14 protein-coding genes and 1 pseudogene are annotated in these 16,048 nt (G+C 55.8%); 6 read left to right on the top strand and 9 right to left on the bottom strand.

The annotated features are described in order from the left end of the window. Positions 1 to 23 precede the first annotated feature (23 nt). From kdpC to kdpF, 4 genes are read right to left on the bottom strand one after another with little or no spacing between them, the layout of a single operon-like run. A complete protein-coding gene (kdpC, locus tag J3P89_RS08080) occupies positions 24 to 569 on the bottom strand; it encodes a potassium-transporting ATPase subunit KdpC (RefSeq protein ID WP_434656550.1) in 546 nt (181 codons plus the stop codon). Between the two features lie 46 nt (positions 570 to 615). Then, complete coding sequence (kdpB, locus tag J3P89_RS08075) at positions 616 to 2,670, bottom strand: potassium-transporting ATPase subunit KdpB (protein WP_305499722.1); 2,055 nt, start codon at positions 2,668 to 2,670, stop codon at positions 616 to 618. Between the two features lie 10 nt (positions 2,671 to 2,680). After that, a complete protein-coding gene (gene kdpA, locus J3P89_RS08070; protein ID WP_434697219.1) occupies positions 2,681 to 4,375 on the bottom strand; it encodes a potassium-transporting ATPase subunit KdpA in 1,695 nt (564 codons plus the stop codon). Positions 4,376 to 4,383: 8 nt separating this feature from the next. Then, positions 4,384 to 4,473, bottom strand: a complete 90-nt coding sequence (gene kdpF / locus J3P89_RS08065) for a K(+)-transporting ATPase subunit F (protein ID WP_003218754.1) — start codon at positions 4,471 to 4,473, stop codon at positions 4,384 to 4,386. Positions 4,474 to 4,755: 282 nt separating this feature from the next. On the opposite strand from kdpF, the gene rfbB reads away from it, so the two are divergent. From rfbB to J3P89_RS08040, 5 genes are all read left to right on the top strand, one after another. Continuing rightward, positions 4,756 to 5,838 carry a dTDP-glucose 4,6-dehydratase gene (gene rfbB, locus J3P89_RS08060; RefSeq protein WP_434697218.1) on the top strand — a complete coding sequence of 361 codons (1,083 nt, stop codon included), beginning with the start codon at positions 4,756 to 4,758 and terminating at the stop codon, positions 5,836 to 5,838. Further along, complete coding sequence (gene rfbA / locus J3P89_RS08055; RefSeq protein WP_434697963.1) at positions 5,835 to 6,731, top strand: glucose-1-phosphate thymidylyltransferase RfbA; 897 nt, start codon at positions 5,835 to 5,837, stop codon at positions 6,729 to 6,731. Before rfbB ends, rfbA begins: the two co-directional genes overlap by 4 nt. Beyond that, positions 6,728 to 7,621 (top strand): dTDP-4-dehydrorhamnose reductase, encoded by an 894-nt coding sequence (gene rfbD, locus J3P89_RS08050; RefSeq protein ID WP_434697217.1) that lies wholly within the window; start codon positions 6,728 to 6,730, stop codon positions 7,619 to 7,621. The genes rfbA and rfbD overlap by 4 nt, the downstream gene beginning before the upstream one ends. A 205-nt stretch (positions 7,622 to 7,826) precedes the next feature. After that, the gene (gene eat / locus J3P89_RS08045) at positions 7,827 to 9,191 is read left to right on the top strand and encodes an ethanolamine permease (protein WP_434697216.1); all 1,365 of its coding nucleotides are present in this window, start codon (positions 7,827 to 7,829) and stop codon (positions 9,189 to 9,191) included. A 118-nt stretch (positions 9,192 to 9,309) separates the two neighbouring features. Further along, complete coding sequence (locus J3P89_RS08040) at positions 9,310 to 9,477, top strand: DUF2897 family protein (RefSeq protein WP_003183831.1); 168 nt, start codon at positions 9,310 to 9,312, stop codon at positions 9,475 to 9,477. Positions 9,478 to 9,604: 127 nt separating this feature from the next. Here J3P89_RS08040 and J3P89_RS08035 read toward each other — a convergent pair whose 3' ends face one another. The 5 genes and pseudogenes from J3P89_RS08035 to J3P89_RS08015 form a co-directional block, all read right to left on the bottom strand. Continuing rightward, a complete protein-coding gene (locus J3P89_RS08035) occupies positions 9,605 to 10,864 on the bottom strand; it encodes an IS256 family transposase (RefSeq protein WP_434577927.1) in 1,260 nt (419 codons plus the stop codon). Between the two features lie 52 nt (positions 10,865 to 10,916). After that, positions 10,917 to 11,765, bottom strand: a pseudogene (locus tag J3P89_RS08030) (urea carboxylase-associated family protein); the annotation flags it as partial. Positions 11,766 to 11,780: 15 nt separating this feature from the next. Continuing rightward, entirely contained in the window at positions 11,781 to 12,434 is a 654-nt protein-coding gene (locus tag J3P89_RS08025; protein WP_434697215.1) for a GntR family transcriptional regulator, read from the bottom strand. 112 nt (positions 12,435 to 12,546) lie between these two features. Beyond that, positions 12,547 to 12,882 (bottom strand): ComEA family DNA-binding protein, encoded by a 336-nt coding sequence (locus J3P89_RS08020; protein ID WP_434697214.1) that lies wholly within the window; start codon positions 12,880 to 12,882, stop codon positions 12,547 to 12,549. Between the two features lie 564 nt (positions 12,883 to 13,446). Further along, positions 13,447 to 14,493, bottom strand: coding sequence for an acyltransferase (locus J3P89_RS08015; RefSeq protein ID WP_434697213.1), 1,047 nt, complete (start codon positions 14,491 to 14,493; stop codon positions 13,447 to 13,449). A gap of 392 nt (positions 14,494 to 14,885) precedes the next feature. Here J3P89_RS08015 and J3P89_RS08010 point away from each other — a divergent pair, with 392 nt between their 5' ends. After that, complete coding sequence (locus tag J3P89_RS08010; protein WP_434697212.1) at positions 14,886 to 16,022, top strand: acyltransferase family protein; 1,137 nt, start codon at positions 14,886 to 14,888, stop codon at positions 16,020 to 16,022. Positions 16,023 to 16,048: the final 26 nt, after the last annotated feature.

Genomic DNA, 16,048 nt, shown 5'->3' with positions numbered 1-16,048 from the left:
AGCAGGCTCGCTCCCACATGGGTTTACAGGTTTTCCAGGGCCAGGTTCAGCGCCAGCACATTCACCACGGGCGGGCCCACCAGGGACCGCTCGATATGGCTGTCAAGCAACTGCTGCAACGTCGACACCGGCAAGTTGCGCGCCGCGGCGACACGCGCCAGTTGATAGGCAATCGCGGCCGGAGGCAAGTGCGGATCCAGGCCGCTGCCGGAAGTGCTCAGCAGCGCCAGGGGCACCGGTCCCTGGCCGGGCACTTGCAGCTTGCCGGCGTCATCGATGACCCGGGCGGCCAGCGCCGGGTTGCTCGGGGAAAAGTTGCTCGCGCCGCTGGCGACCGTGGCGAAGGCGCCGGCCGAAGGGCGCGGATGAAACCAGGCATCGCCGGTGAAGTCCTGGGCGATCAACCGGGAACCGCGGACCTTGCCGTCGGCATCATGGATCAGACTGCCGTTGGCCTGCTCCGGAAAAGCGATTTGTGCCACGCCGGTGACGAACAACGGGTAGGCGACGCCAGTGATCAGGGTCATCAGCAATAACAGGCTCAGGGCCGGGCGAATCATGGTGAACATCTCAAATCCTCAGTTGAAAATACATCTGTGATGGATGTCTTCAGGCTCAAACCAATCCCAACCCCGTCAGCAACAGATCAATCGCCTTGATCCCCACGAACGGCACCGCGATCCCGCCGAGGCCGTAGATCAGCAGATTGCGTCGCAGCAACGCGGCCGCACTCGCCGCCTGCACTCGCACGCCACGCAAGGCCAGGGGGATCAGCACGACGATGATCAGGGCATTGAAGACGATGGCCGAGAGGATCGCGCTCTGTGGGCTGTTCAGGTGCATGACGTTCAACACGCCGAGCTGTGGATAAATCGAGGCGAACAGCGCCGGCAAAATCGCAAAGTACTTGGCGATGTCATTGGCGATGGAAAAAGTCGTCAGGGCCCCACGGGTTACCAGCAATTCCTTGCCGATCTGGACCACGTCCAGCAACTTGGTCGGGTCGCTGTCGAGATCGACCATGTTGGCCGCCTCCCGCGCCGCCTGGGTGCCGTCGTTCATCGCCATGCCGACATCGGCCTGGGCCAGGGCCGGGGCGTCGTTGGCGCCGTCGCCGCACATGGCGACCAGCCGGCCGTCGTTCTGTTCGTGACGGATGCGCGCCAGTTTTTTCTCCGGCGTGGCCTCCGCCAGTACATCATCGACGCCCGCCTCGGCGGCAATCGCGGCAGCGGTCAGCGGGTTGTCACCGGTGACCATGACGGTGCGGATGCCCAGCTTGCGCAGTTCGGCAAAGCGCTCGCGGATCCCGGGCTTGACCACGTCCTTGAGGTGAATGGCACCGAGCAATCTGCCGTCCACGCAGACCAGCAACGGCGTGCCGCCGCTCTGGGCGATCTTGTCGATTTCCCGCGCCAGTACCGGCGGCAGCTCGTTGCGTGGCAGGCCGATGAAACTCAGCAAGGAATCCACCGCGCCCTTGCGATAGACGCGCCCCTGATGATCCACGCCGGACAATCGGGTTTCCGCGCTGAATGGCACTGCCGTCAGCGCGTCCAAAGCCGGCTCGGGCTGGGGATGCAAGCCGCGCAGATACTCGACGATGGATTTGCCTTCGGCCGTATCATCGGCCAACGAGGCGAACAACGCGCCTTCAGCCAGCTCCTTGGCGCTCACCCCAGGGGCGGCATAGATCGCCGCACAGCGACGGTTGCCAAAGGTGATGGTGCCGGTCTTGTCCAGCATCAGCACGTGGACATCGCCCGCCGCCTCCACCGCGCGGCCGGATTTGGCGATGACGTTCAGGCGCACCAGACGGTCCATCCCGGCGATGCCGATCGCCGACAGCAGCCCGCCGATGGTGGTGGGAATCAAGGTCACCAACAGCGCCACGAGGAACACCAGCGGCAGGCTGCCATTGGCAAAATGGGCGAAGGGCTGCAGCGTCACCACCACCAGGAGGAAGATCAGCGTCAGGCCGATCAGCAGGATGTCCAGCGCCACTTCGTTCGGGGTTTTCTGGCGCTTGGCGCCTTCGACCAGGGCAATCATGCGGTCCAGGGTGGATTCGCCGGGATTGCTGGTGATGCGTACCAGCAACCAGTCGGAGACCAGCCGCGTATTGCCGGTGACCGCCGAGCGATCCCCGCCGGATTCGCGGATGACCGGTGCCGACTCCCCGGTGATCGCCGCTTCGTTGACCGCCGCGATGCCCTCGATCACTTCCCCGTCGCCAGGGATCATTTCCCCTGCGGCGACACGCACCACGTCACCTTTGCGCAAACGGGTGGCGGGAATCACTTCAAAGCCGTCCGCCGTCTGGCGACGAGCGCTGAGGCCTTCGCTGCCGGCCTTGAGGCTGTCGGCACGGGCCTTTCCACGACCCTCGGCCAGGGCTTCGGCGAAGTTGGCAAACAACACGGTGAACCACAGCCACAGGGCGATCTGCGCAGCGACGAAAGTCGGTACGGCGTCGTCGGGAACCAGGCAGAGCACGGTGGTGAGGATTGCGGTCAGCTCCACCACCAGCATTACCGGGGCGCGGTGCAACTGACGCGGATCGAGCTTGACGAAGGCTTGCACCAGCGCCGGCCGCCACAGCGCCGACAGCTGGGTTTGCGGTTGTTCCGGCGCCTTGGCGACGACGGTTTTGCTCATTGGCATATTCATCATCTGTTCCTCAGAAACCCATGCTCAGGTGTTCGGCGATCGGCCCCAGGGCCAGGGTCGGCAAGAACGTCAGGCCACCCACCAGGAGGATGGTCACGGTCAGCAGGGTCACGAACAGCGGGCCGTGGGTTGGGAAGCTGTTCTGGCCGATCGGTGCGGTTTTCTTCAGCGCCAGGCTGCCGGCCAACGCCAGCACCGGCAGGATGTAGCCGAAACGGCCAATCAACATGCCAAGGCCCAGCATCAGGTTATGGAACGGCGTGTTGGCGCCGAAACCGGCAAACGCAGAACCGTTGTTCGCCCCCGCCGAGGTGTAGGCGTAGAGCAACTGACTGAAGCCATGAGCGCCAGGATTGCTCACCGCCGCGGCGGGCCCGGGCAGGCTTGCGGCAATCGCGCCGAGCACCAGCACACTCACCGGCATCACCAGCAGCGTCACTACCAGCAACTGCACTTCCCGGGCGCCGAGTTTCTTGCCCAGGTATTCCGGCGTACGACCGATCATCAACCCGGCCAGGAACACCGCGATCAATACGTTGAGCAACATCCCGTAGAGCCCGGCGCCAACACCGCCGAAAATCACTTCGCCCAGCATCATGTTCACCAGCGCGACCATGCCACTCAGCGGGTTGAGGCTGTCGTGCATCGCATTGACCGAGCCGTTGGACGCCGCCGTGGTGGTCACCGACCAGAGCACCGTGGCCGTGGTGCCGAAACGTGACTCCTTGCCTTCCAGCGGCGCGGCCTGTTCAACGGCCGCGTGATCAAGGGCCGGGTTGGGTTGGAATTCCGCCCACAGCGACGTTGCGCCGCCGATCAGGAACAGCGCCAGCATGCAGGCGATGATCGCCCGGCTCTGGCGCAGGTCCTTGACGTAATGGCCGAAGGTGAACACCAGCGCCGCCGGGATCAGGATGATCGACGCGACTTCAAACAGGTTGCTCCAGGCCGTCGGGTTCTCGAACGGGTGCGCCGAGTTGACACCGAAAAAACCACCGCCGTTGGTGCCCAGTTGCTTGATCGCAATCTGGCTGGCGGCCGGGCCCAATGGAATCACCTGGTCGACGCCCTGCATCGTCACCCCGTGCACATACTGCGCGAAGGTTTGCGGCACGCCCTGCCACACCAGAAACAGCGCCAGCACCAGGCACAGCGGCAACAGTCCATAGAGGGTGGCACGGGTCATGTCGACCCAGAAATTGCCCAACGTCGCCGCGGACTTGCGCCCGATCCCACGACACAGCGCCACCAGCACGGCCAGGCCGGTGGCGGCGCTGACGAAGTTCTGCACCGTCAGACCGACCATCTGGCTCAAATAACTGAGGGACGCCTCGCCGCTGTAGGACTGCCAGTTGGTGTTGGTCGCGAAGCTGACCGCCGTATTGAAGGCCTGGGTCCATTCCATGCCTGGCAGCTTTTCCGGGTTAAGTGGCAAATGACCCTGCAACAACAGGATCGCAAACAACAGCACAAATCCCGCCAGATTGAACGCGAGCAAGGCCAGGGTGTACTTCTGCCAACTCTGCTCGGCAGTCGGATCAACGCCGGCCACCTTGTAGCAACCGCGCTCCACCGGCCCAAGAATCGGCGACAGCCAGGTACGCTGGCCCTCCATCACCCGGTAGTAAAACCGTCCCAGAAACGGTGCCGGAATCAGCACCAGAGCAAAAAAGCCGAGGATCAGCCCGAAGTCATAACCGTGCATAACCGCTCCTAGTTCCGATCCGCGCGCAACAGCGCAACCAGCAGATAAATGAACAGCGCCACTGCCAGCAGCAATGACACCCCGTCCAGAACACTCATGGGATTTCTCCGTGGTACGGCGTCGTGCCGTGTGTGGGGGGATTGTCGGCAGGGAGGGTGTAAAGGCGCGAGATCGAGGCAGGGGGTGGGGGATAAAGAATCTGTAAAAAATGGGTAATCGGGGTGGACTCGCAAGCCCGCCTCAGACGGCGTCACTTATTTTCCCATCGACTAGGCTCTACAAATCCCGAATCGGGCCGACACTTCTATTGCGCTACCCGACTCATGCCGACAAGCTACGGTTCATGCGTCATCGACTTACTGGGAAAAGGCTGGACTCATATGCGTATCCTCATCACCGGCGGTGCCGGTTTCATAGGCTCTGCCCTGATTCGCGAGCTGATCGAGCACTCTGGTCATCAAGTCCTCAACCTGGACAAACTGACGTACGCTGGCAACCTCGAATCGCTCGTCAGCGTTGCCAGTAACAGTCGCTACGAATTCGTGCAGGCCGATATCGTTGACCAGGCGACCGTCAGCGCGGTCCTGGCGCGTTTCCAACCCCAAGCGATCATGCATCTCGCCGCGGAATCCCATGTCGACCGATCCATTGACGGGCCATCGGACTTCATCCAGACCAACATCGTCGGCACCTACAGCCTGCTCGAGGCCACCCGCGCCTATTGGCAAACCCTTGCCGAGCCGGAGCAAAGTGCCTTTCGTTTCCATCACATCTCGACCGACGAGGTCTATGGCGACCTGCACGGCGTCGACGATCTGTTCACGGAAACCACTCCCTACGCCCCAAGCTCGCCCTACTCCGCCAGCAAGGCAGCGTCCGATCATCTGGTCCGCGCCTGGCATCGCACCTATGGCCTTCCGGTGCTGCTGACCAACTGTTCAAACAACTATGGACCGTTCCACTTCCCCGAGAAGCTCATTCCTCTTGTCATCCTCAACGCCTTGGCTGGCAAGCCTCTGCCGGTATATGGCAACGGCCTGCAGGTACGTGACTGGCTATTTGTCGAGGATCACGCTCGGGCGTTACTCAAAGTGGTCACCACGGGCAAGGTCGGCGAAACCTACAACATTGGCGGGCACAACGAGCAAAAGAACATCGACGTGGTTCGGGGCATCTGCCAGTTGCTGGAAGAGCTCGCACCGCAAAAGCCTGAGGGCATCGCCCACTTTGCCGACCTGATCACCTTCGTCCAGGACCGCCCCGGTCACGATCAGCGATACGCCATCGACGCCGGGAAAATCGAGCAGGAACTGGGCTGGGTACCGCAAGAAACATTCGAGTCCGGCCTGCGGAAAACGGTCAGATGGTATTTGGAAAACCTCGAATGGTGCCGTCGCGTTCAAGACGGCAGTTATCAAGGCGAACGCCTTGGATTCATCAATAAAAAGGAGCTGCTCGCATAATGAAAGGCATTGTATTGGCGGGTGGCTCGGGCACGCGTTTGCATCCCATCACTCTTGGCGTATCGAAACAGCTGTTGCCGGTTTATGACAAACCGATGATCTATTACCCGATATCGGTATTGATGTTGGCTGGCATCAGGGAAATATTGGTTATTTCCACTCCTCAGGATTTGCCGCAATACCGGAATCTACTGCAGGACGGCAGTCAGTTCGGGGTCAAGTTCAGCTATGCGATCCAACCGTCACCGGATGGCCTGGCCCAGGCCTTTCTGATTGGCGAAGAGTTCATCGGCACGGATCCGGTGTGCCTGATTCTTGGTGACAATATCTTCCACGGAGCGTACTTCGGTGCACAGCTGCAACGGGCAGCCGAACGCCCCTCAGGCGCGACAGTGTTCGGTTATTGGGTGAAGGACCCGGAGCGCTTCGGGGTGATCGATTTCGACAGCAATGGTTGTGCCTTGTCGATTGAGGAAAAACCTCAGAAGCCAAAATCCAACTACGCGGTTACCGGCTTGTATTTCTACGACAACGACGTGATCGACATTGCCAAGGCAGTCAAGCCCTCGCCACGTGGTGAGCTGGAAATCACTGACATCAACAATGCCTATCTTCAGCGTGGTGACTTGCAGGTAGAGCGCTTCGGTCGCGGCTTCGCCTGGCTCGACACCGGGACTCATGACAGCCTCCTCGATGCCTCGCAATACGTGCAGACCATCGAACATCGCCAGGGACTGAAAGTGGCCTGTCTCGAAGAGATCGCTTATCACAATGGCTGGATCAGCCGCGAACAGCTGCTTGAGCGCGCCCGTTATTTCGGCAAGATCGGCTACGGTCAATACCTCGCCCAAGTAGCGGGAGAGGAGATCAACTCCGTCGGGCTGCGGCCATGAGAGTGCTTATCTGCGGCCAACATGGCCAGGTATCCCGTGAGCTGCAGCGGCGGCTGCGCAACGTCGGGGAATTGATCGTCATGGGGCGCGACCAACTCGACCTGGCACAGCCGCAGTTGATCCGCCAAACGGTCCGAAACCTCCATCCGGACCTGATCATCAACGCTGCTGGACACACAGGCGTCGACCAGGCGGAAAGCGAGCCAGAGGCAGCCTTCGCTCTTAATGCAGTAGCACCTGGCGTTTTAGCAGAGGAAGCGTTTGCACTCGATATACCGCTGATTCATTACTCCACTGACTACGTATTTGACGGCAATAAAACCGAGCCTTACAACGAAGATGACGCACCTAACCCGCTCGGCGTTTACGGCAAGAGCAAACTGGCAGGTGAGCAAGCCGTTTCTGCTGTCAACGGTAAGCACCTGATTCTTCGAACCAGCTGGGTGTATTCGTCCTATGGACGCAATTTTCTACTGACCATGCAGCGGCTTCTTCAGGAAAAATCCGAGTTGCGAGTCGTGGATGACCAGATAGGTGCCCCAACGTGGACGGGCTCAATCGCTGCCAGCACCCTGGCGCTTATCGAAGGGTGGCAACGCGGAACAGCGAAATGGGGGACCTATCACTTGACCGCTCAAGGCCAGGTATCCTGGTATGGGTTCGCCCAGGCTATCGGCGATACGTTGCAACGACAGGGCAAACCTTGCGCAACTTTGCTACCTATTTCCTCCAGTGAGTATCCAGCGGCAGCGGTACGTCCGCTTAATTCAAGACTTGATTGCAGCCGGTTGGAGCGTGATTGGGGAATCAGCCAGCCCCACTGGAAAGCGGCGCTGCTTGAATGCCTTGATGACCAGACCGAGCTTTTCTCGAAGGGCGCCCGTTTGTAGAAGCCGGTGGTGCCACAGGTCTGCACGAGATAACGGCAAGCCGTGGCTCCAGGGCGCTGAACTGGGGCACCGAATACCACAATTCGGTGTGGAACATCCCCGATACGACCTGATTCGACCCATTACGACCGCGACTGCCTTACTGGCACGCCCACTGCACTGCCCTCTCCCCAGCGCTTTTGCTATTTATCGAGGGGAGCCACCGATGAACACACAACTCAAACCCACCCTGGGCACCCTGCACTTATGGGGCATCGCCGTTGGCCTGGTGATTTCCGGTGAATATTTCGGCTGGAGCTACGGCTGGGGAGTCGCCGGCACGCTGGGCTTTCTGGTGACGTCGTTCATGGTCGCGGCCATGTACACCTGCTTCATCTTCAGCTTTACCGAACTGACCACCGCCATTCCCCACGCTGGCGGCCCGTTCGCCTACAGCCGTCGAGCCTTTGGCGAAAAAGGCGGCTTGATCGCCGGCCTGGCAACCCTGATTGAATTTGTCTTCGCACCACCGGCCATTGCCTTGGCCATCGGCGCCTACCTGAACGTGCAATTCCCGGCGCTCGACCCGAAACACGCTGCCGTCGGCGCCTACATCGTGTTCATGGGCCTGAACATCCTCGGAGTGAAACTGGCCGCGACCTTCGAGCTGATCGTCTGCGTACTTGCCGTGGCCGAGTTGCTGGTCTTCATGGGCGTGGTCGCGCCTGCGTTCAGTTTCAGTAGCTTCGCCTTGAACGGCTGGGCCGGTTCCGACGTATTCGGCGCCCCGGCCATCGCCGGCATGTTCGCCGCCATTCCCTTCGCGATCTGGTTCTTCCTCGCCATCGAAGGCGCGGCCATGGCCGCTGAAGAAGCCAAGGATCCGAAACGCACGATCCCCAAGGCCTACATCAGCGGCATCCTGACCTTGGTGTTCCTGGCCATGGGCGTGATGTTCTTTGCCGGTGGCGTCGGTGACTGGCGCACCCTGTCAAACATCAACGATCCCCTGCCGCAAGCCATGAAAACCGTGGTCGGTGAAAGCTCCGGCTGGTTGCACATGCTGGTCTGGATCGGCCTGTTCGGCCTGGTAGCCAGCTTCCACGGCATTATCCTCGGCTACTCACGTCAGTTCTTCGCCCTGGCCCGCGCCGGCTACCTCCCCTCTTCCCTGGCCAAACTGTCACGTTTCCAGACCCCGCACCGGGCCATCATCGCCGGCGGCCTGATCGGCATCGCGGCAATCTACAGCGACGGCCTGATCAACCTCGGCGGCATGACCCTGACCGCGGCGATGATCACCATGGCCGTGTTCGGCGCCATCGTCATGTACATCATGAGCATGCTCAGCCTGTTCAGGTTGCGCAAAACCGAGCCGAATCTCGAACGTACGTTCCGCGCCCCCGGCTATCCGATCGTACCGGGGATCGCCCTGGCACTGGCGGTGGTATGCCTGGTGGCGATGGCCTGGTTCAACACGCTGATCGGGCTGATCTTCCTGGGGTTCATGGCGGTGGGTTTCGTGTATTTCGTGATGACTGCCCAACTGCGCGCAGATGCGCCGGCCGATGCGATGTTGACCGGGCTATAAGGTGGACCCGGGATAACCGGCGTAGTATGGAACCACTGCGAACAGCCTTCGCTCATAAGTGGTAGCGGCAATGGCCAGCGAATACTCGCTTGGCCATTGCCCACTCAAGGAGAACCCTATGCCCTGGTATGCCTGGTTAATCCTGATCGTCGCCATCGGCTCGATCGTTGGCGGCCTGATGATGCTGCGTGACACCGCCAACAAGGTGGAGCTGACGGATGAGCAACGTAAACGCGTGGCTGAGCGTAATGCGGAAATGGATGCGAAAGAAGCCAAGGATCGCTGATTCACACCGCTTTCGTGGCGAGGGAGCTTGCTCCCTCGCCACAGAGGCAGCCGCGGTCACTTCTCCCGGGAGTGTCAGATTTTTTGTGTGCGGGCCGGTAACGGCCTGCCGTTAGGCAGACCTTCATTTACCACGTCGGCCTGATGAACCGATCCCCGTACAGGATCGCGAACTGATTCATGGCGCTTTTCCAGTCATGGGCTGCACTGCCCCAGTTTGCGGTTATATTGCGCAAGCCCAGCCAGATTAACTTGGTGGCAGCTTCATCGGTTGGGAAGTGCCCCCTCGTTTTAATGATCTTGCGCAGTTGAGCGTTGATGCTCTCGATTGCATTGGTCGTGTAAATCACTTTCCGGATGGCGGGCGGAAAGACAAAAAACGGGATGACTCGATCCCAGGCGCGTCGCCAGGCAGCTACGATGGTTGGGTACTGTTTGCCCCAGGGGCCATTTTCGAACGAGTCCAAAGCCGCTTCGGCGGCCTCGGCGTTGATCGCTTGATAGATCGGCTTAAGCGCTTTGGCCAGTTCCCGACGTTTGTCCCAGGCTGCATAGTCGAGGCTGTTGCGGATCAGATGTACGATGCAGGTTTGCAAAGTCGTCTCAGGAAACACCGCGCTCAGGGCTTCTGGCATGCCTTTGAGACCATCGGTCACGGCAATCAGCACATCTTCGACTCCGCGTGTCTTGAGGTCATTGAAGACCTTCATCCAGAACTTGGCGCCTTCCGTTGTCTCGATCCAGATGCCCAAGATATCGCGGGTTCCGTCCGGTAATACGCCCAAGGCCAAGTAGATGGCCTTATTGCGGACCAGTCCTTCTTCCCTGATTTTGACCCGCAACGCGTCGAAGAAGATGACCGGATACATCTGCTCAAGCGGTCGTTGCTGCCAGGCGCCGATCTCCTCCATCACCGCGTCGGTGACCGAACTGATGAAGTCGTGCGAGACATCTGTCCCGTACTGTTCCAAGAGAAACGCGCGAATCTCGCGAACCGTCATGCCCCGAGCGTACATGGCGATGATCTTGTCATCGAACCCGGTAAAGCGCCGCTCATGCTTGGGAATCAGGATCGGCGCAAAGCTGCCATCGCGATCACGGGGAATCTCCAGACGAAGCGGACCGTCGTCTGTCAGAACGGTCTTGCCGCTTTTACCGTTGCGCTGGTTACTCGACTCCTCGGGACGCTCCGCGCCCTGAGGATAGCCAAGATGGTGGCCCAGCTCTGCGCCCAGGGCTCGCTCGATAAGCGCCTTCTTGAAGGCCATCGACGCATCCTGAATCGCCTCGGCAGTCATTGGGCCTTTGACGAACTGATCAATCAGCTCCTTCGGGATCGAAGGGAGCTCGGCTTTGGCCTCCAAGGCCGTCTTCTTTTTGGTTGGCATACATGCACCTCTTCAGCATGTTATGCCCGAACACAAAATTTCTGACAGTCCCCTTCTCCCAATCGGCCTTGGCAATATGCAACCCATGCAGCCCCTTGTAAGCCGCCCGCTCCGGCTGACTCCAGCCCTGCAGCAACGAATCCTCCAACCGATAGATCTCCACCCCCAGCGGACGACAAACGCTTAAAGGATCCTGCGCATCCGGCCCCCACATCGCCAACGACAGGTCACCACCAGGGCACGTCGACAGCGCACACAACAAATCAATCTCAGCGAAAAACTCCAGGTAGTCGCCCTTCTGCGCAGGACAGGCCTTCATGAAATACATGTCGTCATGATTCAGCCCGGTGCATTGGAAAATATTCAACACGTCGTGTACATCGAACTCGGTCAAACCATGAGGCAACACCGCCCGGGTCAGATTCGAGTGACAATGGTGGTGGAAATCCTCACCGGTCAGCATCTTGTTCACGTAAGGATCACACCGAGTCCCCAGCAAGTCGTGCAAACGCCCGCCATGCTCGTCAATGCCGTAGCCGGCCAGGCTGTCATCCGTGATCGTCACCAGAGGACGTAGAAACGGCAGGTTTGACCATAACCGATCGTGAGTGCTGACATGAGCGCCCTGAAGTTGCCGAGTACGCGCAGCCCACAGGCGCTCCCGCGGATCATGGGCATTCCAGACGTTGAAGTCCCCCACTTGCGGCCCCACCGGCGTGGTGACACGAAACACATACCCGGCCGGCACATGCCAAGCGCGACCGGTACGGATCGGCACCTCGAACTGCTCGATCAGCGTGCGCTTGTCTTGATCGGTGCGGATGCGCTCGTAGAAGGGTTTGTCTATTTGCAAGGCTGAGCCTTTGCTGGGTTGGTAGGCGGCTGGGTAGTTTTTGTGCATGGCGAAGTCCTTTGATCATTGAGGTGTGGCGCAAGCCAACAATTGGAGAAGCAACTGTTCGGAATCGTCGAGATAAAGGCTCATACCTTCCAGGGCCGCGAGCTTGTTGCCTTCAGCCAACCAGTCATGGATCTGCCGATCTCGGGCGAGCCAAGGCACCTGGAAACGGGCCTCATCAGGAGCGGAACAAAACACCAGGCGCAACTGAGCGACCACTTTGGTGAAAAACTCATCAAGCAGAGGACTGCGCATCAGCCCGACGATGTGCTGATGGAAGGCCAAGCCGTGAGTCCCAACGGCGCGCCAGTCCTCGCGCTCCCGAGCCAGTTCGGCCGCTTCAAGGGCTTCAAGCATCCGGTCGGACTGGTACTCGCTCAAGGGCTCGCTGACAACTATGGCCTGTAGCTCCAAGGTACGACGGACCTTGAACAGATCCCGCACGTCATCGCTACCCAACCTCCGGACCATCACCCCTTTGTTACGCACATAGCGGGTGAGCCCTTCCTGGCCTAGACGGTGTAAGGCTTCGCGAATGGTGTTGCGTGAGGCGTTGTAGGCCGATACCAGGTTATTTTCTATCAGCGCCATGCCTGGGATCAGGCGACCGCCGATGATATCCGCGCGCAGTTCGAACGTGATCTGGTCGGCCAGAGAAAGAGAGTTGGTCATGGGCAAACCTCGGATTGTTGAACAATCAGTTGGCCGTAACCAACCATTTATCGTGCCAAGACCCAACAGACATAAAAAAGGCCAGTCGATTCGACCGGCCTCCTTCGTTACCTCAGTTCACTTGCAGCTTGTCGCGATTCCTGTCGAGAATCGCCTTCCCGATCCCCTTGACCTCTAGTAACTCTTCTACCGATGAGAATGGCCCATTGCTGTCACGATACGCAACAATCGCCTCAGCTTTGCCCTTGCCGACCCCGGACAGCTCCCGCTGCAGCGTCGCAGCATCTGCCCCATTGAGATCTACCCTGGCGCTTTGCGTTGTGGCCGATTGCTCCACCGCTTGTGGCGCAGCCAGCGTTACAGGCTTGGCCGCTGGGGCCGCGATGGCAGCGACCGAAGCGCTGGTGAGGAAGGCAAAGATAAGCGAGTAGAAGTAGCCTTTACGCATAAAATGACGCTCCATGACATCGTTGAGAGAGAAGCAGCTTTTCCGAAGCTGCTCCTTAAACTTAGGTGAAGGAGGCAGGTTGTCAAAAATCGGAGTGTTGCAGGAAGCGTAATACTCATAGCTAAGCGCTCTATGGTCACAGTAAACCGATGCCCCACCTGGAGTAGGTGGGGTATGGATCACACTTGGTAGATGAGTTTTACGGATCGCAGAAAAACTTCACAACCAAGGCAAACACGAGCGAGGAAAGATAGCCTATAGAAGTAGAAAAACTTCCTAACTTTTTGAGGGAACAGCATCTCTACGCTGCCGGAGTTAAGTTTCCACAAAGCAAAAAAACAATTAACGCAAAATGCGAATAGCCATTCTCTAGAACCTCACGAAAAATGTTCTGACAAGCACGTCAAATATATATAGAAAAATTTAATTCGTATCCCGCGCAAGCTTAACGACGCTTCTTATATAAGCAAAGCAAACCGGTGATGAAAACTTTGTAAGAATCCATAACACCATGCATCTGCACCCAACGAAGCCAAGCCTAACCCCGACATCCAACCCGCCAAACTAAAAACCAATTATCCGCCCAAATTTAAAACGCGCCAGCAATGACACGAATATATAGGAAAGAAAAAAAACAATTAATGAAATTATAGGAAACCTCCAAACAAGCTCCAGAAAACCACCATCAACATAACAACAAAAAAAGTCAGCAACAAGATCCACAAAAATCACATGAACAAGATAAATCCCAAAACTCGCATTACTTATACTAATCACAAACAGTTTAAACCAATTAATATTAACTAAAGAAAATCCGCCACTAACATATTTTATAAAAACAAACCAACCAGCAGAGCCAAATATAACGGTCGGTGAGAAATTAGACGTAAAATCAGCAACCAACACACCCCTATTTTCCAACGTTAGCAAGGAAGTGAAGTAGCTAGTCATAAACGTTGACAGAACAATAACAACAACAGACGAGAAGGCATGAATTATATTATAGCTTCGTTTTCCAAGTAGATAGCCAAGTACAAAATAACCCATGTATCCGGTGGCGACAGACAAGTCAAGCTGGCTCCTCAGCGAGTAATATTTCTGTAGCAATGGAAGAACTGAAACCGCACAAAACCAAACCCCACAGTAAAAGATCAAAAGCGAGAGATCACTACCAATCGAAATCTTGCGCATCATTGGCAGAAAAAGATAACAACCGATTAGCGCATACATAAACCATAGATGATAACTCACAGGAAAAAAAAACATTTGCAAAACGCCGCCAAAATCCACATATCGCTGACTTTGATAGTAGATTTTCCATAAAACATAAATGACAGTCCAAAACGCCAAAGGAATTGCAATCCTACTGAACCGTTTAAAAAAAAATTTGGTTGCAGGCTCATCGAGATTTAATAGCAAAAAACCTGACGCCATAAAGAACAATGGCACGCAAGGACGCACTATAGCCTCATACAAATTGACCACCGCCCAATTTGAAGGACCTATCGTATTTAACTGATAATGATATGGCGCCGCGACATGTAGAAGGACCACCATTACAATCGCAACTAATTTAACCAAATGGATCCAGAAGTGCGTCTCATTATTCAATTCTGCGGCCCTTTATGTTTAAGCGGCATGCACCAAAGATTAGAAAACAGCAAGCAAAAATATTAACAGGTCGACACACTAACGCCGCGGATAGAAGACTACAAGATCCTTACACATGAGAATGAAAAAAAATTGTCATCGCAGGTTGCTTTTTTTAGGGCGGTTTCGACTACCTTTTTTGAGGCACGCATGGCAATAGCTTTTATCCATTGAACGCTCCCTCCGCTTGTCATGCTCGTACACAGATACGTTAATATCACATTGACAATAGCGACTCCAACAGAGTTTTTAGGTAGAATTGACAATTGATGCCGAACCCTGTGTATCATCTGGATGACTAACACAAAAAATCTATGCAGGCGCAGTGATCGCGTCGATAATGAGCCAAAACAATGAACTTTGAATACAATCCGGAAACAATAATAATTTCCTCAACAACAATTCTATTGTTTATTATTTTCTCTTACTTATGGAAACATAAAATTGAAAGCGCTGAGATCCCTCACCAGTATAAGTTCATCAACGGTCTTCGTGGGCTAGCAGCAATATTTGTATTCATTAATCATGCACCATTTGCCCTCACAAATCTTGGAATTAACAATCAAATATTTTCCTCTTGGGGCCAGATATATCCAAATCTCGGCTCGTTCGGAGTGCAGATCTTTTTCTGCATTACCGGCTTTCTATTTTTTGATAAAATAATGAGTTCTGAAAAAATAGACTGGAACTCATTCTTCATTTCACGATTAAAAAGAGTTACACCACTGTATTATTTCTCATCCGCAGTAGTTCTATTAATCGCCCTTTCATTTACTACGCAAACGGTTTTCACAAAGGAAACCTTATTAACACTTGCAGGCATTAGCACTTTCAACTTTATTGACAACCCCCTCAAAATAGGCAATATCTCACTGATACCTTTAAGCTCTGTGACTTGGACATTAGTTCACGAATGGAGATTCTATGCCGCACTGCCAATAGTGGCTATATGTTATCGCAGCAAATATAAGTACGTGGCTCTGACGGCTGCTTTAACTCTCGCCGCGATAGACTTAGGAACCTCCGCAGTAGTTTGCTGGGCTTATTTTCTAACGGGAATAATCACAGCAGCTGTTCATAAGAAAAAAATCAACTACATGTTAAAGTTTTTTGCAGCCATTGTTGCCGCGATTACATTTGTAGTTACTTGCGGGGTATTGGAGATACCAGGTTACGGCTATATGAGATTTGCAATAACATCATTATTTTTTGTATGCATTACTATCTCAAACCCTCGCATACTCCACTTCCAATTCCTGAACAGACTAAGCGATATCAGTTATAGCATATACTTAATGCACTTACCTATAATATACATTGCGTTCAAATGCGCATCCACCTTTGTTGACTTATCTCAGATAGACAAAATTACTTTTTGGACAATCAATATAATAACTGTACCTGTGATTGTTGCCGTATCCACCTTAACTTTTGTGCACATAGAAAAAAAATATATGAACCCTCAAAAAAATATGATGACCGTTAAATAGACCAAGGGCCGCCCGCTCCTTGGTAC

This window comes from Pseudomonas sp. Z1-14 (assembly GCF_051132005.1).
Classification (GTDB): domain Bacteria; phylum Pseudomonadota; class Gammaproteobacteria; order Pseudomonadales; family Pseudomonadaceae; genus Aquipseudomonas.
Note: the sequence above shows the minus strand (reverse complement) of the source record. Positions and strands in the feature narration are given on the sequence as shown.

Bases quoted from the DNA above. Each gene is read 5' to 3' on its own strand.
- kdpC (WP_434656550.1), bottom strand. From the start codon at position 569: ATGTTCACCATGATTCGCCCGGCCCTGAGCCTGTTATTGCTGATGACC.
- kdpB (WP_305499722.1), bottom strand. From the start codon at position 2,670: ATGAATATGCCAATGAGCAAAACCGTCGTCGCCAAGGCGCCGGAACAA.
- kdpA (WP_434697219.1), bottom strand. From the start codon at position 4,375: ATGCACGGTTATGACTTCGGGCTGATCCTCGGCTTTTTTGCTCTGGTG.
- kdpF (WP_003218754.1), bottom strand. From the start codon at position 4,473: ATGAGTGTTCTGGACGGGGTGTCATTGCTGCTGGCAGTGGCGCTGTTC.
- rfbB (WP_434697218.1), top strand. From the start codon at position 4,756: ATGCGTATCCTCATCACCGGCGGTGCCGGTTTCATAGGCTCTGCCCTG.
- rfbD (WP_434697217.1), top strand. From the start codon at position 6,728: ATGAGAGTGCTTATCTGCGGCCAACATGGCCAGGTATCCCGTGAGCTG.
- eat (WP_434697216.1), top strand. From the start codon at position 7,827: ATGAACACACAACTCAAACCCACCCTGGGCACCCTGCACTTATGGGGC.
- J3P89_RS08040 (WP_003183831.1), top strand. From the start codon at position 9,310: ATGCCCTGGTATGCCTGGTTAATCCTGATCGTCGCCATCGGCTCGATC.
- J3P89_RS08035 (WP_434577927.1), bottom strand. From the start codon at position 10,864: ATGCCAACCAAAAAGAAGACGGCCTTGGAGGCCAAAGCCGAGCTCCCT.
- J3P89_RS08025 (WP_434697215.1), bottom strand. From the start codon at position 12,434: ATGACCAACTCTCTTTCTCTGGCCGACCAGATCACGTTCGAACTGCGC.
- J3P89_RS08020 (WP_434697214.1), bottom strand. From the start codon at position 12,882: ATGCGTAAAGGCTACTTCTACTCGCTTATCTTTGCCTTCCTCACCAGC.
- J3P89_RS08010 (WP_434697212.1), top strand. From the start codon at position 14,886: ATGAACTTTGAATACAATCCGGAAACAATAATAATTTCCTCAACAACA.